Origin of the sequence: Pantoea sp. C8B4, from assembly GCF_051336905.1 — a bacterium.
Taxonomy (GTDB): Bacteria; Pseudomonadota; Gammaproteobacteria; order Enterobacterales; family Enterobacteriaceae; genus Pantoea; species Pantoea rwandensis_B.
In genome coordinates this window covers 1-25,368 of sequence record NZ_JBGMNK010000013.1, presented here as the reverse complement: position 1 = coordinate 25,368, position 25,368 = coordinate 1, and the positions used below count along the sequence as shown (strand labels likewise).

The following is a 25,368-nucleotide window of genomic DNA, read 5'->3' as shown; positions in this document are numbered from 1 at the left end:
CCTAACTGGAAACACTATGAAGCAGTTACTTGATTTTCTTCCCCTGGTAGTTTTCTTCATCTTCTACAAGCTGTACGACATCTTTGTCGCCTCTGGCGCCCTGATTGTTGCTACGGGCCTGGCGCTGGTCGTCAGTTGGGTGCTGTATCGCAAACTGGAAAAGATGACGCTGTTCACCTTCGCACTGGTGACGGTGTTTGGCGCATTGACGCTGGTGTTCCATAACGATGAGTTCATCAAATGGAAAGTCACCGTGATCTATTCCCTGTTCGCATTGGCCCTGCTTTATAGCCAGTTCTTTATGGAACAGCCGCTGATTCAACGCATGCTCGGCAAAGAACTGCAGCTGCCCGGCGTTGTGTGGCGTCGATTGAATATTGCCTGGGCCATCTTCTTCTTCGTCTGCGGCCTGGTAAATATCTATGTTGCGTTTTGGTTATCACAAGAGTTTTGGGTTAACTTTAAAGTGTTTGGTCTGACCGGCCTGACCCTACTGTTTACTCTGTTTAGCGGCGTGTACATCTGGCGACAGATGCCGCAACAAGAACAAAAATAAGCCACTCCGCCCGACACTGTCGGGCTTCTCTTCACCTGCAGAAGAACTGAGCAATGGACGAAAAACATAAATTGCCGCAAGGCGAAATGGTGTCGCGCACCCTGGCGATGCCAGCGGATACCAATGCCAATGGGGATATTTTTGGCGGCTGGTTGATGTCACAGATGGATATGGGCGGTGCCATCATGGCCAAGGAGATCGCCGAAGGTCGTGTGGTCACCGTACGTGTTGATGGCATGTCGTTCCTGAAACCGGTAGCCGTGGGCGATGTCGTGAGCTGCTATGCGCGTTGCATACGTACCGGCAACAGTTCGATGACCATCAATGTAGAAGTGTGGATCAAGAAGGTTTCGTCTGAGCCAATCGGTCAAACGTATTGCGCCACTGAAGCGGTTTTTGTTTACGTCGCCGTGGATAACACCGGAAAATCCCGTCCGCTGCCACCTGGCAAAGCCAATCTTGCCGATTAACAGCGATAAAAAAAGCGGTCAATGACCGCTTTTTCTTTGCCTCGAACCCAGGCTTACTCGATGTTAGCGCCGCCGTTAATGCGGAACACAATGTTCATGGTCAGGCCTTTGCCAGGACGACCTGGCTGATAACGCCACTTCTTCATGGCCTGCTTCACTTCACGCTCAAACATATTGCGCGGTTCGGCAGAGAGAATTTCCACGTTATCGACACGACCATCGCTATCCACATCAAACTGTACGCGTACACGCCCTTCCACGCGTAACGCAAACGCGCGCGCTGGGTAGGCAGGTTTGCTCACGTTCATCGCTTTCGGCCCGTCAGAGACGGTCTGCGTTGGTGCTGGATTGCTTTTCGGTGCCGTGGTCGGACGCGTCTGGGTGGTCGGGATATCCTGCTTAACCGGATTCTCCTGCGGCTTCACTTCTTTACGCGGCTTCGGCTCGACCTTTTTCTCTACCTTGGGCTTCGGTTTTGGCTTGGGCTTCGGTTCAGGTTTCGGAATCGGCACGGGCTCAACTTTAGGCGGCTCTGGTGCGACTTCCGGCTCAGGTTCGGGCTCTGGCGGTGGCGGAGTCACCACGGCGGGAGCCGGTTCTGGCTGCACTTCAGGCGCCACCATGGTCACGCTGATTGGCTGGGATGCTTTCGGAACCTCAATGGTCTGATGAAACGATGCATAGAGAATGCCCGCAATCAGCGAGCCGTGGAGTACCACGGACAAGATCATAGCTACGGGGGTACGTGTAGGAAGAGGCGTAGTCAACGTCGTCATATCAGTCATATTCATTGAGTGAAGCGCAGATTTTAAATGCAAATAGCAATCAGTTTCAATAAGCGATGTGTAAGCCACTCGCAGAAAGGCGTTTTTTAGCGGGGATTGCGCTATATGACGGTGGATTTATCTTTCATTTGCACTCTGATTAACGATCACTTAACGTGTCTCGCAATTTCGGCAAGTCTAACGGGAGTACCCCATCGTGCTTTACGTCATTTATGCGGAAGATACCGCAGATTCACTGGAAAAACGCAATTCCGTACGCCCTGCGCATCTCGCGCGCTTGCAGTTACTGCAGGATGAAGGTCGACTGATCGCCGCTGGCCCAATGCCCGCTGTCGATAGCAACGATCCGGGTCCAGCAGGTTTTACCGGTTCAGTGATCATTGCCGAGTTTTCCTCGCTGGAAACCGCACAATCCTGGGCTAATGACGATCCGTACATTGCCGCTGGCGTGTATGAGAAAGTGGCGGTCAAACCGTTTAAACGCGTATTTTAATCGATGTGGCAGTCTGTTTTACTGCTGGTAGCGGTGTTAACGCTGATTGGCAGAGCACTCTGGATTTGGCGTCAGCAAGGCTGGCGCCAGGCCCGGCAGCACATTGTGATGTTAGTCGTGCTGGCGGCCGCATTACAGATCGTCAATGTCTCTCTGGTGTTACGCGGCGCTTAACGGCCGCGTAAGCCATTTACATATTCTGCGTGATGAACAGGATGGATCGGCGATGCTGCTGCGCCACCTGATGACGAATAGCATGGATACGTTTATAGCGACGTGACTGTCCTTCCAGCCAACGTGCACGACGGCGGTGTACCTGACGTAACATTCTCCAGCGTGCCACTTCATTTCTGCTTCGTCTCATCACATCCTCATCACACAGGCTAAACTCGCCAGGCATTATAAAGATCTGATTGAAAATGCCAAATCGAAAGCTTCATTGAACTGTCATTCACGATTAAAGGTTTCACTAGTGCTATTCAGCACGTAAACTTTCCTCATCAAAGCGCGAACAGGATGTCCACTTAATGACTACATTTTATACCCTAATCAGTTGGTTGCTGCTGTTCGGCTACTGGTTGCTGATTGCGGGTGTCACGCTGCGTATCCTGATGAAACGCCGCGCAGTGACGTCCGCCATGGCCTGGTTGCTGATCATCTATATTCTGCCGCTGGTGGGTATTATCGCGTATCTGTCGTTTGGTGAACTTCATCTGGGCAAACGCCGGGCGGAGCGCGCACGCACCATGTGGCCCTCCACCGCCAAGTGGCTTAACGACCTCAAACAGTGCCGCCATATCTTTGCCACCGAGCACAGTGACGTGGCACGTTCATTATTTGAACTCTGTCACCATCGTCAGGGCATTCCGGGTGTAAAAGGCAATCAGCTGCAGCTGCTCACTAACTCTGATGATGTGATGCATGCGTTGATCCGTGATATCCAACTGGCTCGTCACAACATCGAGATGGTGTTTTACATCTGGCATCCGGGCGGCCTGGCGGATGAGGTCGCGGAGTCGCTGATGGCGGCTTCACGCCGGGGTGTGCATTGTCGCTTGATGCTGGACTCCGCGGGCAGCGTGGCATTTTTCCGCAGCCCCTGGGCGAATATGATGCGCAATGCCGGTATCGACGTGGTTGAGGCGTTACAAGTGAGCCTGCTGCGTGTATTCCTGCGCCGGATGGATTTGCGACAGCATCGTAAAGTGGTGCTCATCGATAACTATATTGCCTACACCGGCAGCATGAACCTGGTCGATCCTCGCTACTTCAAGCAGGATGCAGGCGTGGGTCAATGGATCGATCTGATGGCGCGTATGGAAGGGCCGGTCGCGACCACGATGGGCATCGTTTATGCCTGTGACTGGGAGATCGAAACCGGCAAACGCATTCTGCCGCCCGCGCCGGATGCCAACATCATGCCCTTTGAGCAGGAAAGCGGTCATATCATCCAGGTGATCGCTTCGGGGCCGGGCTTCCCGGAAGATATGATTCACCAGGCGCTGTTGACGGCGGTCTATTCCGCACGTGAACAGCTGATCATGACGACGCCCTATTTCGTCCCCAGTGACGACCTGCTGCACGCCATCTGCACCGCTGCGCAACGCGGTGTGGAAGTCAGTATTGTGGTGCCACGCCACAATGATTCGCTGTTGGTGGGTTGGGCCAGCCGCGCGTTCTTCACCGAGTTGCTGGAAGCAGGCGTAAAAATTTATCAGTTTGAAGACGGTTTGCTGCATACCAAAAGCGTGCTGGTCGATGGACAGCTGAGTCTGGTCGGAACCGTAAACCTTGATATGCGCAGCCTGTGGCTTAATTTTGAAATCACGCTGGTGGTGGATGATGATGGATTTGGCAGCGATTTGGCCACGGTGCAGGATGACTATATCGCCCGCTCACGCTTACTGGATGGTGCGCGCTGGGCTAAACGTGCGTGGTGGCAACGCATCGTTGAACGACTGTTTTACTTCTTTAGCCCTTTACTGTAAAACGAGCGACAAGATTACCGCCTCAGAGTAAGCAGGAATGACCATGGATTTAAATAATCGCCTTACCGAAGATGAAACGCTGGAACAGGCCTACGACATTTTTCTAGAACTGGCAGGTGATAACCTCGATCCGGCTGACATCATTCTGTTCAATCTGCAGTTTGAAGAGCGCGGCGGTGCAGAGTTGTTTGACCCGTCGGAAGACTGGCAGGAGCACGTCGATTTCGATCTCAACCCGGACTTCTTTGCGGAAGTGGTGATTGGTTTGGGTGAAGCGGACGGCGAGCCGATTACCGATGTGTTTGCCCGCGTGCTACTGTGCCGCGAGAAAGACCATAAGCTGTGCCACATTCTCTGGCGTGAATAATCGCTGATGCATAAAACAACGCCGGGCAATTGCCCGGCGTTTTCTTTTCGACCTTATAAAGGATCGACCTTCAAACAGGATACTGCATGGCGGAAACTGCCCTCCAGCAACGGACGCGTTTTCGCACACTCAGGTCCGGCAATCGGACAACGGGTGCGGAATACGCAGCCCGATGGCGGATTGATCGGTGAAGGCAGTTCACCCTCCAGCAGCTGGATCTGTTTGTTTTTTTCCAGATCCGGATCCGGGATCGGCACCGCAGACATCAGTGCACGGGTATAAGGATGCTGCGGATTGTTGTACACCGAGTCATAGGTGCCCAACTCGACCGCATGACCGAGATACATCACCAGCACACGGTCAGAGATGTGCTTCACCACCGCCAGATCGTGCGCAATAAAGATGAGCGATAATCCCATTTCACTTTGCAGCTGCTGCAGCAAATTCACTACCTGCGCCTGAATCGACACATCCAGCGCCGAAACCGGTTCATCGCAAATAATCAGCTTGGGTTCGAGGATAAGCGCACGCGCAATACCGATACGCTGACACTGACCACCGGAAAACTCGTGTGGATAACGGTTGATGAGGTTTGGCAGCAGCCCAACCTTCATCATCATGTTCTTCACCTTATCCTTCACTTCCTGCTTTGGCATCTTCGGATAGTAGGTGCGCAGCGGCTCGGCAATGATGTCGCCAATGGTCATGCGCGGGTTCAGCGAGGCCAGCGGATCCTGGAAAATCATCTGGATATCGCTGCGCGCCTGGCGCCACTCATCCTGACTCTGTCCCAATAAATCACGTCCCAGCCAGGCCACACGACCATCGGTGGCTTTCACCAGGCCGATGATGGCGCGTGCCAGGGTTGATTTACCACAGCCCGATTCGCCCACTACGCCGAGGGTTTCCCCCTCATACAAGCGCAGGCTGACGCCATCCACTGCTTTCAATGTTTTTGGCGGCTGCCAGAACCACTGTTTGCCGTCTTTAATATCGAAATGCACCTTAAGATCGGCGATTTCCAGTAAGACTTTCTTCTCTTCGATGACGGTGCTCATGCTAATTCCTCTACCGGTTTGAAGCAGGCACGCAAACGCCCTTCCGCGAAAGGCTCCAGCGGCGGTGACTTGGCACAGACGTCCATCGCAAAGGCGCAACGTGGCTGGAACGGGCAGCCCTGCGGCAAGCGCAACAGGTTAGGCGGGTTGCCAGGAATCGTGGTGAGTGAATCCCCCTCTTCCGCATCCAGGCGCGGCACCGCACTTAGCAAGCCAATGGAGTAAGGATGTGCAGGCTGATAAAACACATCGCGTGCGCGGCCATACTCCATGGTACGACCAGCGTACATCACCAGCACTTTGTCACAGATACCGGCAACCACGCCGAGATCGTGCGTGATCATGATGATCGCAGTGTTGAATTCGCGTTTCAGCTCGTTCAGCAGCGTCATGATTTGTGCCTGCACCGTCACATCCAGTGCCGTGGTTGGTTCATCGGCAATCAGCAATTTAGGACGGCACAGCAGTGCCATGGCAATCATCACACGCTGACGCATGCCGCCAGAGAACTCATGCGGGAACATTTTCATGCGCTTGCGTGCTTCAGGCATTTTCACCGCATCCAGCATGCGTACGGACTCTTCAAACGCCTGCGCGCTGCTCATCCCTTTATGCAGTTTCAGCACTTCCATCAGCTGCTCGCCGACGCGCATGTACGGATTAAGCGAGGTCATCGGGTCCTGGAAAATCATCGCAATCTGCTCGGCGCGCAGCTTGTTCAGTTTGTTCTCCGGCAGATTGAGAATCTCATCGCCATTGAATTTTGCCGAACCGCCAATGCGTCCGTTTTTTGCCAACAGGCCCATCAGGGCGAAAGCGGTTTGCGACTTGCCCGATCCCGATTCACCGACGATACCCAAGGTTTCGCCGGCACGCAGTGAAAAGTTCAGGTCGTTGACTGCGGTGACATCACCATCGTGGGTGCCAAAGGTCACGCGCAGGTCTTTAACATCCAGCAGCAGGTTACTGTTTCCCGCACGTGCAGCCATTGCTGGCTGAAATTCATGTATGGTCATCGGGAAACTCCTTAACGATCTTTCGGGTCGAGGGCATCACGCAGGCCATCGCCGATAAAGTTGAAACAGAACAGCGTAACCACGAGGAAACCCGCCGGGAACATCAGCAACCAGGGCGAGACTTCCATGGAGTTGGCGCCGTCACTCAGGAGTGCGCCCCAACTGCTTAGCGGCTCTTGCGTACCCAACCCAAGGAAACTGAGGAAGGATTCAAACAGAATCATGCTGGGTACCAGCAATGAGGCATAGACCACGACCACACCCAGCACGTTTGGCACGATGTGACGCAGCACGATGTTGAAGGTCGACACCCCACCCACCTGAGCCGCTTCAATAAACTCTTTGCGCTTCAGGCCCAGCGTCTGGCCACGCACGATACGCGCCATATCCAGCCACGACACCATGCCGATCGCCACAAAGATCAGCAGGATATTACGGCCGAAGAAGGTCACCAGCAGGATCACGAAGAACATGAACGGGAAGGAGTTGAGGATTTCCAGAATACGCATCATCACGGAGTCGATTTTGCCGCCGAGATAGCCCGCCAGCGAACCATACAGCGTGCCCACCAGCACCGCGATCAACGCGGAGGCAATGCCGACCATTAATGAGATACGACCGCCAATCGCCACGCGCACCAGCAAGTCACGTCCCGATGAGTCGGTACCAAACCAGTGTCCTGATACCGTATCCGGTGCCGCAGACATCATGCCCCAGTCGGTATCATCAAATTTAAACTGCGACAATACCGGCGCAAAGATCACGAACAAGGTAATCGCTAACAACACCAGCAAACTGATCAGCGCAGCGCGGTTATGGATGAAGCGGCGACGCGCATCCTGCCACAGGCTGCGCCCTTCGACTTCCAGTTTTTCACTGAAGGCATCCAGAGCTTCGCTGTTTTTCTTACTTAACATCATGGGCGAACTCCAGAATCAGTAACGAATTTTCGGATCGATGACGGCATACAGCACATCAACAATCGCGTTAAACAGAATGGTCAACACGCCGACCAAAATGGTCAGACTCATCACCAAAGAATAGTCACGGTTCAGGGCGCCGTTGACAAACAGTTGGCCAATACCCGGCAGACCGTAAATCGATTCGATCACCATTGAACCGGTGATGATGCCGACGAATGCCGGCCCCATATACGAGAGCACGGGTAACATGGCAGGTTTCAATGCATGGCGCAGTACGATACGACGCAGCGGCAACCCTTTGGCGCGCGCAGTGCGGATAAAGTTGGAGTGCATCACTTCAATCATCGAGCCACGGGTGATACGTGCGATGCTGGCGATATAGGCCAGAGACAGCGCCACCATCGGCAGCAGCATGTAATTCCACTGCCCGCCGTTCCAGCCACCGCCCGGCAACCAGCGCAAGGTGATGGCGAAGACCAGCACCAGCAGCGGCGCAACGACAAAGCTGGGTATCACGACGCCCGTCATGGCGACCCCCATCACCGCGTAATCCCACAAACTGTTTTGCTTAAGCGCGGCAATAACGCCGGCCGTCACGCCGAGGATGACAGCAAGGAAGAAGGCGGCGAGGCCGAGTTTGGCCGAAACCGGGAAGGCGTGGCCGACCAGATAGTTTACGGAGTAATCTTTGTACTTAAACGATGGACCAAAGTCGCCGTGCGCCAGTTGCACTAAATAACTGACGTACTGTTTGCCGATCGGATCGTTCAGGTGATATTTGGCTTCGATGTTCGCCATCACTTCAGGCGAGAGCGTACGTTCGCCGGTAAACGGACTGCCGGGTGCCAGTCGCATCATAAAGAAGGAGATGGTGATCAGGATGAAGAGCGTCGGGATCGCTTCCAGAAGCCGACGCAGGATGAATTTTAACATTGCCGTACCTACCAGGCTGTTGCTTCACAAAGTCAAAAAGGCGGCGCTACAGCGCCGCCACTGTCGATAGCCTGAGTGCTATTAATGTTTAATGATATACAGGTTTTTATCGAGGGTTTTATCCAGCGGGTCATTGCCGGTGTAACCGCCAACGTACGGTTTCACCAGACGCGCATTCACGTAGTAGTAAACCGGCACGATGGTGCTGTCTTTATCCAGAATCTGCTCAGCTTTCTGGTAATCCGCGACACGGGCTTTATCGTCAACCGCTTTCACCGCATCGTGGATCACTTTATCGAAGTCCGCGCTCTTATAGTGCGAGGTGTTACTGCTGCTGTCAGACAGCATGATGTTCAGGAACGAGGTTGGCTCGTTATAGTCTGCACACCAGGCCGCACGGGAAACATCGAAGTTGCCCTGATGGCGGGTATCCAGGAAGGTTTTCCACTCCTGGTTTTCCAGCTTGATGTTGACGCCGATGTTCTTTTTCCAGATCGAAGAAGCGGCGATAGCCAGTTTCTTATGCAGATCCGAGGTGTTATACAGCAGGTTGAAGGTCAATGGCTTATCAGCGGTATAACCGGCTTCAGCCAGCAGTTTTTTCGCTTCTTCGTTACGCTTGTTCTGATCCCACTTGAACCAGTCTGGCGGCAGCAATTCCATACCATCGGTGGCTGGTGGGGTGAAGCTGTAGGCGGGTAACTGACCCTGCGCCAGCACCTTGTTCACCATGATGTCGCGATCCAGACCCAGTTTCAGCGCAGTACGCACGCGCGGATCGGTGAATGGCGCTTTCTGGTTGTTGATTTCATAGTAATAGGTGCAGAGATACGGCTTCACCATCAACTCTTTGCCGTTATCACGCTGCAGTTTTTTGAACAGCTCGATCGGCATGTTGTTATAAGTGATGTCGCTGCCATTTTCAGAGAAGTAACGGTTCACGTCACTGACTTCTGAGTTAATTGGCAGGAAGGTCACCTTATTCAGCACGGTATGCGCGTTATCCCAGTATTCTGGGTTACGCACGATGGTGACACGTTCGTTGATGACGTGTGATTCCAGCTTGAAGGCACCGTTGCCGACCCAGTTTTGCGGCTGCGTCCACTGATCGCCAAACTTATCGATGGCTGGTTTATACACCGGAGACATCACGGAGTTGATCAGCAGCTTGTAGAAGTAAGGAACCGGCTCGCTGAGGGTCACTTCCAGCGTATGATCGTCAATGGCTTTCACACCGAGATCGGTGATCGGTTTTTTACCGGCAATGATGTCATCGACATTCAGGATGTGGCCGTACTGTGGATAGCTGGCGTAAGGAGATGCAGTTTTAGGATCGACTAAACGCTCCCAGCTGTACACGAAATCTTGTGCCGTTACCGGCTCACCATTGGACCATTTGGCATTTTTACGCAGATGGAAAGTCCAGACTTTAAAATCTTTGTTTTCCCAGCTTTCCGCTACGCCCGGAACCGGTTTGCCATCGCTGTCGCTGATGATCAGACCTTCGTACAGATCGCGTGCGATGTTATCTTCCGGCACGCCTTCAATTTTATGTGGGTCGAGTGATTGCACTTCATCACCGTTACCACGTACCAGCTCCTGTTTTGCTGCCAATTCAACGCCTGCTGGCACTGCGGCCAAAGCGGCATTCCCTGCCAGTGCGCCGATTGCTGCAAGAACGCCTGCGGCAATCAGGCTTTTTTTCGTGATGTTGTTCATTACTTAGCTCCAGTTTTATTATCGTCACCGGGTCAGTGAACTGCCCGGCGTACCCCGTTTCCGGGAGATCTCTGCCTGTCTGAACAGAGACCACTATCACCCTTCAGGGTTTACCACGTTAATGTGCCGTCCGACTGTAGCGCCGGTTCCACATATTACTCAATGTTTCTTTATGTAATAGTATTTCAATGCCAGCATATCTTGCGGATCCTTGCCGGTAAAACCGCCTACCCAGGGTTTCACCAGACGAACGCTGACGCGATAGTAAACCGGCACGATGGGCGAGTCCTTATCCAGCTGCGCTTCGGCCTGCTGATACAAAGATGCCCGTTGAGTGTTATCGGCAACCGTCAGGGTTTGCGCCATCAATTTATCGAAAGCATCGCTGTGATAAAATGCGGTGTTAATGGACGATCCGCTCAACAGCATGTTAAGGAAGGTTGAGGGCTCGTTATAATCCGAGCACCATGTCGCACGCACCACATCGTATTGTGCCTGATGGCGTGTCTCCAGCAGCGTTTTCCACTCCTGGTTTTGTAGCGTCACTTCGGCACCGAGATTCTTTTGCCACATTGAGGCGGCAGCGATGGCCTGCCGTTTGTTCTGTTCAGAGGTGTTATAGAGCAGCGTGAAACGCAGCGGATGCTGAGCATTGAAGCCTGCTTCTGCCAGCAGTTGCTTCGCACTGGCGTTGCGCTCGGCCTGAGTTTGCTTCGACCATGCCGGCGCTTCAGGCGAGATGCCGTGCGTAAATGGCGGCGTCAGCGCATAGGCGGGGATCTGACCTTGCCCCATGATCTTGTCGGCGATGATGTCACGATCGAGCGTCAGCTTCAGCGCTGTTCGTACCCTGGCATCATCGAACGGGGCTTTTTTGTTATTCATCTCATAGTAGAAGGTGCAGAGCACAGGGCTGACTTTGACTTGATCGCCCAAATCCTGCTGCAACTTCTTGAACAAATCAGGAGGCACCACGCTATTGGTCATGTCCGTGCCGCCGCTGCGATAGCGGTTGATGTCACTGTTTTCGGAAGAGAGCGGCAGAAAAACGCCCTCATCAATCACGCTGTGCGCGTTATCCCAATATTGCGGATTACGCTTCAGGACAATCTTTTCATTCACTACCCAGTCAGCCAGCGTGTAGGCACCATTTCCCACATAGTTCTGCGGTTGGGTCCACTGCTCGCCGAATTTTTCAATCGCCGCGCGATACACCGGCTTCATCGCGGTGTGGGCCAGCATATCGACAAAATAGGGAACAGGCTCAGTGAGTGTCACTTCGAGGTGATGCGCATCAATCGCTTTCACGCCCAGTGAATCCGGCGAGGCTTTGCCCGCCAAAATGGCGTCGATGTTGGCGATATGGGCGGCTTGCAAATAACTGGCATAGGGTGAAGCTGTTTTCGGATCGGCCAGACGCTGCCAGCTGTAGACGAAATCTTGCGCGGTGACGGGTTCACCGTTGCTCCAGCGCGCATCTTGACGCAGGGTGAAGGTCCAGATACGCCCTTGCTGGTTGCTCCACTGCGTTGCAACGCCGGGCACAATCTGACCGTTGTTATCGGTCTCAACCAGCCCTTCGAGCAAATTGCGGATAACGTTGGATTCAGGCACCCCTTCCGTTTTTTGCGGATCGAGAGAAGACACTTCACTGCCGTTGTTGATGACGATGCGCTGTGTTGCGGATAATTGCGTCCCAGCCGGGATGTCAGCTGCCTGACTGTGAGAGACAAAACCTGCACCTGCCAGACAAAGCGCCAAAGACGTGCGCGCAACCTTTTTCGCTACCATGCTTTTCATCAACAAATATCAACCTTAAATAAAAACCTGATAGCGAGTAAGCAAGAAGCGTACACATTTGTCGCGAACAGGGAAAAAATTTGTGATGAGCCGAAAATTATCAGAACCGATGCCCGCACGCCAAAGCTAAACAGCAAAAATGTTAGCTAATTCTCTTTTATCATGGAGTCCGCGACAGGAGAAGTGTTAATTTTTACCCTGAAATATTGTTTAAGTAAATGTTTTATAAGCAATAAGCCATCATTCAGTCGATTTTCTCGCCAATAAAGCTCTGCAACCCGCCATTTTACTGTTAACGCTGCCAAACCCTCGACTAACAATATGAAACGTTATTTGAGACGATAAAACATCCGAATAGTGACTAATTAAAATGAATATGGCAGTGAAATATACTGTGATAATTATCACATATATTTATTGATGAACTGGCGCAGGAAGGAAAAGTAGTAGCAAAAGTGATAATAGGCAAATCATATTAAGCCAGCCGAATAATTTCACCCTATTGGTGCAAAATACTGGCCTATTGCACCAACATGGATCACGAAAGTTATTTTTTAACTGAAAACACCGACAATTTAATTCAGCAAACCCGGAAATATCGCTTTCATTCCGGTGACAACAAACTCAATCCCCAGTGCCATTAATAGTAATCCCATGATTCGGGTAATCACGTTAATGCCTGTTTGCCCTAAAACGCGCACCATTAAAGGGGCAGCCCGAAACAGCAACCAACAGCAGAAAGCGAAAATCGCAATGGCGATAGTGAAACCGATCAGGTTTATCCAGCTGTGGTAACGCGTGCTCCAGACGATGGTCGAACTGATCGCACCCGGGCCGGCCATCAAGGGCAAGGCCAGTGGCACCACACCAATACTTTCACGAATCGCGGTTTCTGACTTTTCTTGCTTGTTTTGCTTATCCTCGCCCAGCTTGCCGCTGATCATCGACATCGCGATTGTTACCACCAGAATGCCCCCGGCGATACGGAATGAGTCAATGGAAATGCCAAACAAATGGAGAATGGCATCCCCCAGGAACAGTGAGGTCCAGAGAATGATCGCCACAGCAAGATTTGCCGTAAAGTTGGTTTTATTCCGCTCAGCGACCGCCTGGTAGCTGGTCATGCTGATAAACACGGGGATGATCCCTACGGGATTAACCAGGGCAAATAAACCGACAAAAAACTTAACGTAGCCGGAAAAATCAAGTAGCACGGGGTTCACGGTGAGCTCCACGAAGGTAGTGTTTCAAATCGCGCTTAATGTAGTGCATAAGCCGGACGGAAAACCAGTGGGGTAAGCGGAAATATATGCTGCTATTTCCACTTACTTCCAGTTTATTCCTCTGCGAACAAGGGGTCGTCACCCACCTCACGTCATCTCAACCAGCCAAAACCGCTTAATGAGTTACTTTAGTTGCTAAAGTCGGTGCTGAAAGGTGTCAGCTTGGCGCCAGATTGATCCACATCAAAATTTGCCTACCTCATCAGGGGTAATCTTACCCCATCGAAACTATTGAAATAGGCGTAAGCATCTTATCCTGGAAACCCTTTTAGTAAGCAACGGCAATCTACTCGCCACTCTGAACAACGTATAAGCATAGCGCGACTATACTTTCGGACTCAGGCTTGCTTACTAAAAGAGTTTAACTTCCTTCAGGAGAGCACTATGGCCGTTACAAATGTTGCCGAACTTAATGCACTGGTAGAGCGTGTTAAAAAGGCACAGCGTGAATACGCCAACTTTAGTCAGGAACAAGTTGATACCATTTTCCGCGCTGCTGCACTCGCCGCTGCTGATGCCCGTATCCCCCTCGCCAAAATGGCCGTCGCCGAATCGGGCATGGGTATCGTTGAAGATAAAGTGATCAAAAACCACTTCGCTTCTGAATATATCTACAACGCCTATAAAGATGAGAAAACCTGCGGTGTGCTGGATACGGATGACACCTTCGGTACTATCACCATCGCTGAGCCGATTGGCCTGATTTGCGGTATCGTCCCGACCACTAACCCGACCTCAACCGCCATTTTTAAAGCATTGATCAGCCTTAAAACCCGTAACGGCATCATCTTCTCACCACATCCACGCGCCAAAGATGCCACCAACAAAGCAGCCGACATTGTGTTGCAGGCCGCCATTGCTGCCGGTGCGCCGAAAGACATTATTGGCTGGATCGATGTCCCTTCAGTAGAACTGTCTAACCAGTTAATGCATCACCCTGATATCAACCTGATACTGGCCACCGGTGGCCCAGGCATGGTAAAAGCCGCATACAGTTCCGGTAAACCGGCGATTGGTGTCGGTGCCGGTAATACGCCTGTGGTTATCGATGAAACCGCCGATATCAAACGCGCAGTCGCTTCTATCCTGATGTCCAAAACCTTCGATAACGGCGTCATTTGTGCGTCCGAGCAGTCAGTCATCGTGGTGGACTCGGTGTACGATGCGGTTCGCGAACGCTTCGCCAGCCACGGCGGCTATCTGCTGCAGGGCAAAGAGTTGAAAGCCATTCAGGATATCATCCTGAAAAATGGCGCGCTGAATGCCGCTATCGTTGGTCAGCCTGCGGCAAAAATTGCTGAACTGGCCGGTATCAGCGTCCCTGCGACCACTAAAATTCTCATCGGCGAAGTGAAGCTGGTGGATGAGTCTGAACCGTTTGCCCACGAAAAACTGTCGCCAACCCTGGCGATGTATCGTGCAAAAGATTATTACGACGCGGTAGATAAAGCAGAAAAACTGGTGGCTATGGGCGGTATCGGCCATACCTCTTGTCTCTACACTGACCAGGATAACCAACACGAGCGCGTGCACTTCTTTGGCGACAAAATGAAGACCGCCCGTATTCTGATTAACACACCCGCTTCGCAAGGCGGTATTGGCGACCTGTATAACTTCAAACTTGCGCCATCGTTGACGCTGGGTTGTGGTTCCTGGGGCGGTAACTCAATTTCTGAGAACGTCGGACCTAAACACCTGATCAACAAGAAAACCGTGGCCAAGCGAGCAGAAAATATGTTGTGGCATAAACTTCCGAAGTCTATCTACTTCCGTCGTGGTTCACTGCCGATTGCCCTGGAGGAAGTCGCCACCGACGGAGCTAAACGCGCCTTTATCGTCACCGACCGTTTCCTGTTTAACAATGGCTACGCCGATCAAGTCACTCGCGTGCTGAAAGCCCACGGCATTGAAACCGAAGTGTTCTTTGAAGTTGAAGCGGACCCAACGCTGAGCATCGTACGTAAAGGTGCTGAGCAGATGAATAGCTTCAAACCTGATGTGATTATCGCCCTTGGTGGCGGTTCGCCAATGGATGCCGCGAAAATCATGTGGGTAATGTACGAACATCCTGAAACTCACTTCGAAGAGCTGGCGCTGCGTTTCATGGATATCCGTAAACGTATCTACAAGTTCCCGAAAATGGGTGTGAAAGCGCGTATGGTGGCCATCACCACCACTTCCGGTACCGGTTCTGAAGTCACGCCGTTTGCGGTGGTCACTGACGATGCGACCGGCCAGAAATATCCGTTAGCGGACTATGCACTGACGCCTGATATGGCGATTGTGGATGCCAATCTGGTGATGGATATGCCACGCTCGCTCTGTGCATTTGGTGGTCTGGATGCGGTGACTCACTCTCTGGAAGCCTATGTCTCTGTCCTTGCAAATGAGTACTCTGATGGCCAGGCGCTGCAGGCACTGAAACTGCTGAAAGAGAACCTGCCTGCCAGCTATCGTGAGGGTGCGAAGAATCCCGTGGCGCGTGAACGTGTGCATAATGCGGCAACCATCGCCGGTATCGCCTTCGCCAACGCCTTCCTCGGTGTGTGTCACTCCATGGCGCATAAGCTGGGCTCGGAGTTCCACATTCCGCACGGTTTAGCCAACGCCCTGCTGATTTGCAACGTCATCCGTTACAACGCGAATGATAACCCAACCAAGCAGACGGCTTTCAGCCAGTACGATCGCCCACAGGCACGTCGTCGCTACGCTGAAATTGCCGACCATCTTGGATTGAGTGCACAGGGTGACCGCACTGCCCAGAAAATTGAAAAACTGCTGGCATGGCTGGAAGAGATGAAAACTCAGCTGGGCATCCCAACCTCTATCCGTGAAGCAGGCGTGCAGGAAGCCGATTTCCTGGCGAAAGTCGATAAGCTGGCAGACGACGCGTTTGATGACCAGTGTACCGGTGCGAACCCACGTTATCCGCTGATTGCTGAATTGAAGCAAATCATGCTGGATACCTTCTACGGCCGCGAATTCTCTGAAGCTGAAGGCCCAGTTGCTGAAGCCGCCGATGATAAAACGGTGAAAATCGAGAAAAAGACCAAAAAAGCCTAACCGGCTAAAAAACAAAAAACCCGCTGCGGCGGGTTTTTTTATCACTAAATAATCAAGCGTGCGGAGATTGCGCACCATAGATAGCTTTTAACGATCCTTCATCAATCGCCTGTTTATAGTGTTTACGGCAGACAGAAATATATCGCTCATTGCCGCCAATCACCACCTGCTCTCCTTCGCTGAACGGTTTACCGTTGGCATCAAGGCGCAATACCATGCTGGCTTTACGGCCACAATGGCAGATGGTTTTAAGCTCGACCAGTTTATCTGCCCATGCCAGCAAATATTGACTGCCGGTAAAGAGCTCGCCGCGAAAATCAGTGCGTAATCCATAACACAATACGGGAATATCCATATTGTCGACCACATCCGATAACGCTCTGACTTGCTCACGTGTCAGGAACTGACTCTCATCCACCAGCACACAATGAACCGGTTGCTTCGCATGCTCCCTGGCTATTTCCTGATTTAATTGTGTCGCAGCGTTATATAAAAAAGCAGGAGACGAAAGACCAATCCGCGAGCTTACCTTGCCCGCACCAAAGCGATCATCAATCTCGGCGGTATACACCAGAGTGCGCATGCCGCGCTCCTGATAGTTATAGGAGGACTGAAGCAAAGCAGTGGATTTACCCGCGTTCATCGCGGAGTAATAAAAATAAAGTTGGGCCATATGCAGAATCTCATCGCAGCACAAATCTGATGGCGCGCAGTTTACCATAAACAAGTAAACCTGTAGCGATGCATTATTTTTATCATTTGCTCAAATTAACGACAATGGCAGGTACGTGATTCATCATCGAAGTTAAAACAGCACTTTTTGGCAAAGAACAATCTATGCTGAGAATTTATTCAGCATTATTACCGCCAAAGTGTAAGGATTAGCACAACGTCACGGTGGCACACGCGGATAATCAAGGCTTCAGATCTAAGCGCTAATGGTAAATATATTTGTAAACCGTTATACAATGTGATTTCTGGTTTTTACTTTACGTTTTACTTTTTAATCTGACTATTGCAGTTATTTTTTAGCCCCACTATTATGAGTCGGCAGAACAACTCCCATTTATTATATTTTGAGATTAGGACAATGAGCGAAGCACTTAAAATTCTTAATAATATCCGTACATTGCGCGCGCAAGCTCGGGAATGCACTCTGGAAACACTGGAAGAGATGCTGGAAAAACTCGAGGTTGTCGTCAATGAGCGTCGTGAAGAAGAAACTCACGCGCAGGCTGAAAATGCTGAACGTAACCGCAAACTGGAACAATACCGTGAAATGCTGATTGCGGATGGTATCGATCCAAACGAACTGTTACAGGCACTTTCTGAGACCAAAGCACCGGGTAAAACCAAGCGTGCTGCACGTCCTGCCAAGTATTCTTACGTTGATGAAAATGGTGAAAATCGTACCTGGACAGGTCAGGGTCGTACACCAGCAGTGATTAAAAAAGCGATTGAAGAACAAGGTAAACAACTGGACGATTTCCTGCTGTAATTTTCCAGTGCTTCGAATTGTGAATAACGCTAACGTGAGTTCACTTTACACCGGGTAAGAAAAAGGAAGCCGCTGGCTTCCTTTTTTAATGCGTCGTTATTGCTGATAGAAGCGACGATACCAATCAACAAAGTTCTGCACGCCCTGCTCAACCCGGGTATGCGGACGGAACTGAATCGCGTCATATAACGGCTGGGTATCCGCACTGGTATTGAGCACATCTCCCGGCTGCATCGGCAGCATATTTTTCTTCGCTTCAATGCCCAACGCTTTTTCCAGTGACTCGATATAGGTCATCAGGCTGGTCGGCTGGCTGTTGCCGATATTGTAAACACGGTATGGCGCAGAACTGGTGGCCGGCGATCCTGCTTCCACGGTCCAGTTTTCATCAGCCTGCGGAATCACATCCTGCATGCGCACGATAGCTTCAGCAATATCATCAATGTAAGTGAAATCTCGGGTCATTTGCCCACGGTTATAGACGTCAATTTGCTCACCAGCCAGCATTGCGCGGGTGAATTTGAACAACGCCATATCCGGACGTCCCCACGGACCGTAAACAGTAAAGAAGCGCAGACCGGTGGTGGGCAACTGGTACAAATGGGAATAAGTATGCGACATCAATTCGTTGGCTTTTTTGGTGGCCGCATACAGAGAAATAGGATGGTCAACAGAATCATCCGTTGAGAAAGGCATTTTGCGGTTAAGCCCATACACTGAGCTGGATGACGCATACAGCAGGTGGCCAACTTTATGATGGCGGCACCCTTCGAGAATATTGAGGTGGCCAATGAGATTGGCATCGGCGTAAGCGTGTGGGTTATCAATTGAATAACGAACGCCCGCTTGCGCACCCAGATGGATCACGCGATCAAATGCATGATCATCAAATAATGAAGAAATGGCCTGGCGATCTGCCAGGTCCATTTTCAGGAAAATAAACTCGGGATGCTGAAGGATCTGGTCTAAGCGCGCTTGTTTCAGGCTGACATCGTAATAGTCATTCAGGTTATCGATACCGACGACCTGGTGACCGGCGGCCAGCAAACGCTGACTCACGTGAAATCCAATAAAACCTGCCGCACCGGTAACCAAAAACTTCATACATCCCTCATTTATTACACAATTTGAATTGATGCTCCGCGGCCGATAGCGTAATACGTAAAGCCGCGTTTGCTGATACGTTCCGGATCATACAGGTTACGACCATCAAAAATCACGGGTTGTTTTAACGCGGTTTTGATAACGTCGAAATCTGGCGCACGGAAGTTCTGCCATTCAGTACAAATGACCAGGCCATCAGCACCCTGCAACGCCGCTTCTTTGGTACCGGTCAGCTTCAGATCGTCGCGGTGGCCATAAATACGCTGCGCTTCTTCCATTGCTTCCGGGTCAAATGCCTGAATGGTCGCACCCGCTTCCCACAGCGTTTCCATCAGCACACGGCTGGAGGCTTCACGCATATCGTCGGTATTAGGTTTAAACGCCAGGCCCCAGAGAGCAAAGGTTTTGCCACGCAGATCGTCGCCAAAATGACGCTTGATGAAGCTCGGCAGTTTGTTCTTCTGTGAATCATTCACATCTTCTACCGCCTGCAACAGACGCGGCGTGTAACCAATCGACTCAGCAGTGCGAATCAGCGCCTGCACGTCTTTCGGGAAGCACGAACCACCGTAGCCACAGCCAGGGTAGATGAAGTGATAACCAATACGTGAATCTGAACCAATCCCCTGGCGGACTTTCTCAACGTCGGCTCCCAAACGTTCTGCCAGGTTAGAGATTTCGTTCATGAAGCTGATTTTGGTCGCCAGCATGCAGTTCGCTGCGTACTTGGTCAGCTCTGCACTGCGAATATCCATCAGAATCATACGATCGTGATTGCGATTGAATGGCTCATAAAGCTCACGCAACAACTCAACCACTTCGTCGTTATCGGTACCCACTACGATGCGCTCAGGACGCATACAGTCGCTTACTGCAGCCCCTTCCTTGAGGAATTCAGGGTTAGAAACCACATCAAACGGGATGTTCACATCACGTTTTTGCAGCGTCTCGGCCATTACTGCACGCACACGATCAGCCGTTCCCACAGGGACGGTAGATTTATCGATCACCACTTTATGATCGTTCATGTGCGCTGCAATTGTCCGCGCAACCGCAGTCACATATTTCAGATCGGCAGAACCGTCTTCATCCGGCGGCGTACCCACAGCAATAAATTGCATTACACCGTGGTTAACACCCTCTTCTGCATTGGTGCTGAACTTCAGGCGACCCGCTTCATAGTTAGACATCACCAGCGGCGTCAAACCCGGTTCGAAAATCGGAATATGGCCTTTTTTCAGGTTTTCGACTTTCTTTTCATCGACATCAATACAGAGAACGTCATGTCCGACTTCGGCTAACACCGCAGCCTGAACCAGACCGACATAGCCGATACCAAATACAGTGACTTTCATTGAATTATCCTGTGTTTAATGAATTACTTTTTGTTGCCTACAGCGCCTTCCAGCCATTGAGTAAAGTCTTTACCCAGTACTGGATGACGAACGCCATACTCAACGAAAGCCTGCATATAACCCAGTTTGTTACCGCAGTCATGGCTTACACCGGTCAGGTGATAGGCTTCAACGGTCTCTTTTTCCATCAGCATGGCGATGGAGTCAGTCAGCTGAACTTCGCCGCCAGCACCTGGAGGGGTTTTCGCCAGCAGAGGCCAGATGTCAGCAGACAGCACGTAACGACCCACAACCGCGAGGTTAGATGGCGCTTCAGAAGCTTTAGGCTTCTCAACCACACCCACCATCGGCGCGCTCTGGCCTGGCGCCAGGTCAGCACCTTTGCAGTCAACGACACCGTAAGCGGTCACATCAGCAACCGGCTCTACCATAATCTGGCTGCGGCCGCTTTCTTCGTAACGCGCCAGCATTTCTGCCAGGTTGTCTTTGGTCGGATCAGATTCGTACTCGTCGATGATCACATCCGGCAGAATCACGGCAACCGGCTCATCACCGACCAGTGGATGTGCACACATCACTGCGTGGCCAAGGCCTTTCGCAATACCCTGACGCACCTGCATGATGGTCACGTGTGGAGGACAGATAGACTGGATTTCGTCCAACAGCTGACGCTTAACGCGTTTTTCCAGCATGGATTCCAGTTCAAAACTGGTATCAAAATGGTTTTCGATGGCGTTTTTAGAAGAGTGTGTAACCAACACGATTTCGTTAATGCCCGCAGCGATACACTCATTCACGACATATTGGATCAGCGGCTTATCGACCAGCGGTAACATCTCTTTTGGAATAGCTTTAGTAGCAGGCAGCATACGCGTACCCAGACCTGCAACCGGGATTACCGCTTTTTTTACTTTAGACTTATAGGCAGACATCTAAATACCTCTCTTAATAGGCCGTTCAAGTTAATACTTGATATGTCGGTTTAAAAACGAAATGAGTATATCAGTTACTATCAGACGGATTTATCCTGGATGGAGCTAATCCGCGGAATTTAAGACTATTACCCAAGTGTAAAGCTTACCCCTGGTCCTGTCTCCAGCCCGCAAAAAATATAAATCCAATCGCTTATTCTTCAGCCGATAACATCAGCCGTAGCCTGCCACCCGCGCCCCACACATGGCACTGCCAGGCATCCGCGCGTTGACTGATCTGATTGAGGTGCGTACTGCCCATAGTACCAAGCGGCACGCCATTACTGAGTTGAATCTGATGGGTGTTAATGTGCAATGTGGCGTTGAGGCCAGCGGAGACCAGAATCAGGTTTTTCAACTGACGATGGTAGTACCCCACCAGCAAGGGGAACTGGCCACTGAGATTGGCCTGGCGTAACAGCATATTGACCTGGCGCAGCAGGCCGTTTAACTCAGGCAAGCGTTGTTTCTGTCCGGAAAGTTGTTCCTGTAACAGGCCGTTGAACAGCGCGCGCAACAGTAAGGCGGCCAACACGCCATTATCGCCTGCTCGGGTCACATCAAGACAGTAGAAGGCCAAATCCTTGTCGGACAACGCGGCAATATCCAGCACCAGCCCCGGCTGTTCAGCCATGGTCAGTTGGCGATAGTTAATGCGGCAATTGGCGATGGTTTGCTGAACCGGCGGTTGCAACTGCTTCAATAGCTTAGACGCAGCTAAAGGATCGCGAACCAGTGCATCCCAGTCCTGAAACAGCTGTTCATCTTCCTCAACTTTAGAAGTGAACATCGAAGGATAAAGACACTCATATACAGCTTCACGAAAACGCTCGAGGTTTCTGAGCGGCTTAAGCAGAACATCCTGAACCCCAAGGCGCAGGACATGCGCAATATCTGCCATGTTCTGCGTGGCGGAGATGATCAAAATTGGCACGCTATTGCCGCGACTGCGAATACGTTCGACGAACTGAAGCCCCCCCATGCGCGGCATCTCCAGATCGCAAATCACCAGATCCACGGCTTGAGCCGACAGTAAGGTTAAGCCATCGAGGCCATCTCCCGCTTCCAGCGTGCTGGCTCCCAGCCCTACCAACATAGTGTCTAACATCGAACGGAAAACGACCTCATCTTCGACAATGAGTATCTTTTTGCCGATTAGTGGTTTTTCCATTCTCTCCCCCTGCGTACCAGATATTTCAATAGTGGTTCATAAAACGCAGTTGCGCCTTTCAGAATTGACTGAAGTCGCACTGCCTGTGAATGAACAACCTGATTATCTGCCACGGACCAGCGGTAATAGTTCATCCATTTTTTTCTCGACGGCGGCTTTACCTGCCGCAATGGCTTCTTCTGCACGATGAAAATCCAGTGTGGATATCTGCGGACAAAACGGTTGAATCAGCACATCCGGTGGATCGCCCGCCATACGATTACGTTTAAGGCGGTTTTCCAGAATCTGGATGGATGTGGACATGATCTCCATGGCGCCCGGCGTTTGATTGGCCCGGCGGTGCGTCAGACCCAGTATGCGCTGGCGCAATTTTTTGCCCCAGCTTAATGCTTCAGCCGCGGCCTCTTCTTCGCCGCTCTGTGGTGTCACCGACAATAAATCCTGCTGCATTAAATGCGCGTCATGCTGTAAGTCCACCGCGATGACAATGTCGGCGCCAAGGGCGCGTGTCAGAGATATCGGTACCGGATTGACCACGGCACCATCCACCAGCCAGTAACCATTGTAGCCAACAGGTGGTAATAAGCCTGGCATACTACAGGACGCGCGTACTGCCTGATGCAAATCACCTTCGGTTAACCACAACTCACGGCCGGTACTTAAATTCGAGGCCACCACGCCAAAAGGTTTATTGCACCCCTCAATAAATTCATTGGGGATCAACTGACGGATGTGGCTGAACACGCGATCACCGCGAAGCAGACCACCACGCTGCCACGACAGATCCATGAGGCGGATCACGTCCCAATAGCGAAATGCGCTCACCCACTTTTCCATTACGCCCAGCCGCCCATTGACGTACGCCGATCCCACCAGCGCGCCGACTGAGCAGCCTGCAACCACATCAATTTCAATGCCGGCACGCTCCAGCGCATTAATCACACCAATGTGCGCCCAACCTTTGGCGGCACCTGAACCCAGGGCCAGCCCAATCCTCACCTTTCTCATCGCACCTCGTGATTAGTCTGGTACGTAGCATCCCGCTCAGCAGTCGGCTACCATAGCGCACACTTTAATTAACTTTAATCACTCACAGGAGATGACGTGTCTGAAAAGTGCCCCTGCTGCAGCGGAAAGCAGTATAGCTTATGTTGCCAGCCCTTTCTGAGCGGTCAGGCATTCCCTGCCAGCGCTGAACAATTAATGCGTTCACGCTATACCGCCTATGTTGAAAAGAACGCGGACTATCTGGCTGCGACCTGGCACTCCAGTAAGCGTGTGGCCGACCTTGAGACGTTATTATCTGAAAGTTTTTCCGGCACTGAATGGCTGGGCTTGAATGTAACCCGTTGTAATCATGGAAGCCACGAGAATGAAGCCTTTGTGACCTTTTTTGCGCGTTACCGCGAAAAAGAGCGCACTTCGGCCATCTATGAATGTTCACGCTTTCTTCGTGAGGATCAACGCTGGTACTATATCGACGGAACGGTGCCCGAGCTGGGGCGCAACGATCGCTGTCCTTGTGGCTCCGATAAAAAATACAAAAAATGTTGTGGTTAATCTGGACAGATGCACAACGGCTTTACCATTCATCGCTTTGACAGGACTCTGATCGAGATGCAAGCGCAAAACACGCAACGAAAAGTTTTACGGACCATTTGCCCAGACGCGAAAGGTCTGATCGCCAAGATCACCAACATTTGCTACAAGCATGAACTCAACATTGTGCAAAACAACGAGTTTGTCGATCACCGTACCGGGCGCTTTTTCATGCGCACAGAGCTGGAGGGAATTTTCAACGACAATACCCTGCTGGCTGATCTCGACAGCGCATTGCCAGTAGGTTCGGTCCGTGAATTGCAGAGTGCCGGCCGTCGTCGCGTGGTGATTTTGGTGACTAAAGAGGCGCACTGCCTGGGCGATTTACTGATGAAATGCGCGTTTGGTGGTCTCGATATGGAGATTGCTGCCGTCATCGGTAACCATGAAACACTGCGCTCGCTGGTTGAACGTTTCGATATTCCATTTGTGCTGGTCAGCCATGAAGGCCTGACGCGCGAAGAGCATGACAATCGCATGGGTGACGAAATTGATCGTTACCAGCCGGATTATGTGGTTTTGGCAAAATACATGCGTGTGCTGACACCGGCCTTCGTGCAGCGTTACCCTAATCAAATCATCAACATTCACCACTCGTTCCTGCCTGCCTTTATCGGCGCGCGCCCTTACCATCAGGCTTACGAGCGTGGCGTTAAAATTATCGGTGCCACCGCGCACTACGTGAATGACAACCTGGATGAAGGTCCAATCATCATGCAGGACGTGATCAACGTCGACCATAGCTACACCGCAGAAGAGATGATGCGTGCCGGGCGTGATGTCGAGAAGAATGTCCTGAGCCGTGCGCTGTATAAAGTGCTTGGCCAGCGCGTGTTCGTTTACGGTAACCGCACCATCATTCTGTAAGCTTCCTGGCGCTGAATTGTGCAACTCTTCAGCGCCACGGATGAAAAGTGGACAAACGATTCATATTTTTGTTTTCAGCACTTTACAGTCAGAGCGCATTTGGTATGATGCGCCCCGCTTTCAGGCACATTATTCAGGCCAGTGGCGGGATTCCCGAGCGGCCAAAGGGAGCAGACTGTAAATCTGCCGTCATCGACTTCGAAGGTTCGAATCCTTCTCCCGCCACCATCTGAATAATCTCCCCGCCTGAATCGTTAAGAGCTTTATATCCCTGGCGGGATTCCCGAGCGGCCAAAGGGAGCAGACTGTAAATCTGCCGTCATCGACTTCGAAGGTTCGAATCCTTCTC

The 25,368-nt window shown here is 51.5% G+C and carries 25 protein-coding genes and 1 tRNA gene; 11 read left to right on the top strand and 15 right to left on the bottom strand.

All coding sequences use genetic code 11. The features are described from left to right. Nucleotides 1-16: 16 nt before the first annotated feature. Nucleotides 17-556: a septation protein A gene (locus ACCW76_RS15845; RefSeq protein ID WP_436339116.1), complete on the top strand. Its 540-nt coding sequence runs from the start codon at nucleotides 17-19 to the stop codon at nucleotides 554-556. 53 nt (nucleotides 557-609) lie between these two features. Continuing rightward, complete coding sequence (gene yciA, locus ACCW76_RS15840) at nucleotides 610-1,026, top strand: acyl-CoA thioester hydrolase YciA (protein ID WP_038646664.1); 417 nt, start codon at nucleotides 610-612, stop codon at nucleotides 1,024-1,026. A gap of 53 nt (nucleotides 1,027-1,079) precedes the next feature. Here yciA and tonB read toward each other — a convergent pair whose 3' ends face one another. Beyond that, nucleotides 1,080-1,802 carry a TonB system transport protein TonB gene (gene tonB / locus ACCW76_RS15835; RefSeq protein ID WP_176505717.1) on the bottom strand — a complete coding sequence of 241 codons (723 nt, stop codon included), beginning with the start codon at nucleotides 1,800-1,802 and terminating at the stop codon, nucleotides 1,080-1,082. Between the two features lie 205 nt (nucleotides 1,803-2,007). Between tonB and ACCW76_RS15830 the strand changes: the two genes are divergently transcribed. Next, the gene (locus ACCW76_RS15830; RefSeq protein ID WP_034828845.1) at nucleotides 2,008-2,304 is read left to right on the top strand and encodes a YciI family protein; all 297 of its coding nucleotides are present in this window, start codon (nucleotides 2,008-2,010) and stop codon (nucleotides 2,302-2,304) included. A gap of 3 nt (nucleotides 2,305-2,307) precedes the next feature. Further along, nucleotides 2,308-2,478, top strand: a complete 171-nt coding sequence (locus tag ACCW76_RS15825; RefSeq protein ID WP_166936081.1) for a hypothetical protein — start codon at nucleotides 2,308-2,310, stop codon at nucleotides 2,476-2,478. A gap of 16 nt (nucleotides 2,479-2,494) precedes the next feature. Here ACCW76_RS15825 and ACCW76_RS15820 read toward each other — a convergent pair whose 3' ends face one another. Next, nucleotides 2,495-2,668 (bottom strand): YciY family protein, encoded by a 174-nt coding sequence (locus ACCW76_RS15820; RefSeq protein ID WP_097117257.1) that lies wholly within the window; start codon nucleotides 2,666-2,668, stop codon nucleotides 2,495-2,497. A 163-nt stretch (nucleotides 2,669-2,831) separates the two neighbouring features. On the opposite strand from ACCW76_RS15820, the gene cls reads away from it, so the two are divergent. Both cls and ACCW76_RS15810 read left to right on the top strand, forming a co-directional pair. Beyond that, entirely contained in the window at nucleotides 2,832-4,292 is a 1,461-nt protein-coding gene (cls, locus tag ACCW76_RS15815) for a cardiolipin synthase (RefSeq protein ID WP_436339114.1), read from the top strand. A gap of 37 nt (nucleotides 4,293-4,329) precedes the next feature. Next, complete coding sequence (locus ACCW76_RS15810) at nucleotides 4,330-4,659, top strand: HI1450 family dsDNA-mimic protein (protein ID WP_196250121.1); 330 nt, start codon at nucleotides 4,330-4,332, stop codon at nucleotides 4,657-4,659. Nucleotides 4,660-4,712: 53 nt separating this feature from the next. On the opposite strand, the gene oppF is transcribed toward ACCW76_RS15810, so the two are convergent. The 7 genes from oppF to ACCW76_RS15775 all read right to left on the bottom strand — a co-directional run bounded on the left by oppF (nucleotide 4,713) and on the right by ACCW76_RS15775 (nucleotide 13,331). After that, nucleotides 4,713-5,717: a murein tripeptide/oligopeptide ABC transporter ATP binding protein OppF gene (gene oppF / locus ACCW76_RS15805; protein ID WP_436339112.1), complete on the bottom strand. Its 1,005-nt coding sequence runs from the start codon at nucleotides 5,715-5,717 to the stop codon at nucleotides 4,713-4,715. Then, entirely contained in the window at nucleotides 5,714-6,733 is a 1,020-nt protein-coding gene (locus ACCW76_RS15800; RefSeq protein ID WP_038646659.1) for an ABC transporter ATP-binding protein, read from the bottom strand. The genes oppF and ACCW76_RS15800 overlap by 4 nt, the downstream gene beginning before the upstream one ends. 11 nt (nucleotides 6,734-6,744) lie before the next feature. After that, the gene (gene oppC / locus ACCW76_RS15795) at nucleotides 6,745-7,653 is read right to left on the bottom strand and encodes an oligopeptide ABC transporter permease OppC (protein WP_045816098.1); all 909 of its coding nucleotides are present in this window, start codon (nucleotides 7,651-7,653) and stop codon (nucleotides 6,745-6,747) included. 15 nt (nucleotides 7,654-7,668) lie between these two features. Further along, complete coding sequence (gene oppB, locus ACCW76_RS15790) at nucleotides 7,669-8,589, bottom strand: oligopeptide ABC transporter permease OppB (RefSeq protein WP_038646657.1); 921 nt, start codon at nucleotides 8,587-8,589, stop codon at nucleotides 7,669-7,671. An 81-nt stretch (nucleotides 8,590-8,670) separates the two neighbouring features. Next, the gene (gene oppA, locus ACCW76_RS15785; RefSeq protein WP_045816097.1) at nucleotides 8,671-10,308 is read right to left on the bottom strand and encodes an oligopeptide ABC transporter substrate-binding protein OppA; all 1,638 of its coding nucleotides are present in this window, start codon (nucleotides 10,306-10,308) and stop codon (nucleotides 8,671-8,673) included. A gap of 159 nt (nucleotides 10,309-10,467) precedes the next feature. Further along, the gene (locus ACCW76_RS15780; RefSeq protein ID WP_436339111.1) at nucleotides 10,468-12,108 is read right to left on the bottom strand and encodes an ABC transporter substrate-binding protein; all 1,641 of its coding nucleotides are present in this window, start codon (nucleotides 12,106-12,108) and stop codon (nucleotides 10,468-10,470) included. Between the two features lie 575 nt (nucleotides 12,109-12,683). After that, a complete protein-coding gene (locus ACCW76_RS15775; RefSeq protein ID WP_045816095.1) occupies nucleotides 12,684-13,331 on the bottom strand; it encodes a YchE family NAAT transporter in 648 nt (215 codons plus the stop codon). Between the two features lie 444 nt (nucleotides 13,332-13,775). On the opposite strand from ACCW76_RS15775, the gene adhE reads away from it, so the two are divergent. After that, complete coding sequence (gene adhE / locus ACCW76_RS15770) at nucleotides 13,776-16,454, top strand: bifunctional acetaldehyde-CoA/alcohol dehydrogenase (protein WP_034828825.1); 2,679 nt, start codon at nucleotides 13,776-13,778, stop codon at nucleotides 16,452-16,454. Between the two features lie 52 nt (nucleotides 16,455-16,506). Here adhE and tdk read toward each other — a convergent pair whose 3' ends face one another. Beyond that, nucleotides 16,507-17,127, bottom strand: a complete 621-nt coding sequence (gene tdk / locus ACCW76_RS15765; RefSeq protein ID WP_034828884.1) for a thymidine kinase — start codon at nucleotides 17,125-17,127, stop codon at nucleotides 16,507-16,509. Between the two features lie 417 nt (nucleotides 17,128-17,544). On the opposite strand from tdk, the gene hns reads away from it, so the two are divergent. Continuing rightward, a complete protein-coding gene (hns, locus tag ACCW76_RS15760; RefSeq protein WP_034828823.1) occupies nucleotides 17,545-17,952 on the top strand; it encodes a histone-like nucleoid-structuring protein H-NS in 408 nt (135 codons plus the stop codon). 96 nt (nucleotides 17,953-18,048) lie between these two features. Here the strand turns inward: hns and ACCW76_RS15755 are convergent, their stop codons facing one another. The 5 genes from ACCW76_RS15755 to rssA form a co-directional block, all read right to left on the bottom strand. Next, nucleotides 18,049-19,056, bottom strand: coding sequence for an NAD-dependent epimerase (locus tag ACCW76_RS15755; protein WP_436339109.1), 1,008 nt, complete (start codon nucleotides 19,054-19,056; stop codon nucleotides 18,049-18,051). Between the two features lie 14 nt (nucleotides 19,057-19,070). Then, complete coding sequence (locus ACCW76_RS15750; protein WP_436339108.1) at nucleotides 19,071-20,411, bottom strand: UDP-glucose dehydrogenase family protein; 1,341 nt, start codon at nucleotides 20,409-20,411, stop codon at nucleotides 19,071-19,073. Between the two features lie 23 nt (nucleotides 20,412-20,434). Further along, a complete protein-coding gene (gene galU, locus ACCW76_RS15745) occupies nucleotides 20,435-21,343 on the bottom strand; it encodes a UTP--glucose-1-phosphate uridylyltransferase GalU (RefSeq protein WP_034828817.1) in 909 nt (302 codons plus the stop codon). A 193-nt stretch (nucleotides 21,344-21,536) separates the two neighbouring features. Beyond that, nucleotides 21,537-22,553 carry a two-component system response regulator RssB gene (gene rssB / locus ACCW76_RS15740; protein ID WP_034828815.1) on the bottom strand — a complete coding sequence of 339 codons (1,017 nt, stop codon included), beginning with the start codon at nucleotides 22,551-22,553 and terminating at the stop codon, nucleotides 21,537-21,539. A gap of 102 nt (nucleotides 22,554-22,655) precedes the next feature. Beyond that, complete coding sequence (rssA, locus tag ACCW76_RS15735) at nucleotides 22,656-23,561, bottom strand: patatin-like phospholipase RssA (protein ID WP_200536823.1); 906 nt, start codon at nucleotides 23,559-23,561, stop codon at nucleotides 22,656-22,658. A gap of 96 nt (nucleotides 23,562-23,657) precedes the next feature. On the opposite strand from rssA, the gene ACCW76_RS15730 reads away from it, so the two are divergent. From ACCW76_RS15730 to ACCW76_RS15720, 3 genes are all read left to right on the top strand, one after another. Further along, nucleotides 23,658-24,113, top strand: a complete 456-nt coding sequence (locus ACCW76_RS15730; protein ID WP_436339105.1) for a YchJ family protein — start codon at nucleotides 23,658-23,660, stop codon at nucleotides 24,111-24,113. Nucleotides 24,114-24,170: 57 nt separating this feature from the next. Then, nucleotides 24,171-25,019: a formyltetrahydrofolate deformylase gene (purU, locus tag ACCW76_RS15725; RefSeq protein WP_034828882.1), complete on the top strand. Its 849-nt coding sequence runs from the start codon at nucleotides 24,171-24,173 to the stop codon at nucleotides 25,017-25,019. A gap of 143 nt (nucleotides 25,020-25,162) precedes the next feature. Then, a tRNA-Tyr gene (locus tag ACCW76_RS15720) sits at nucleotides 25,163-25,247 on the top strand. The last annotated feature ends 121 nt before the right edge of the window (nucleotides 25,248-25,368 follow it).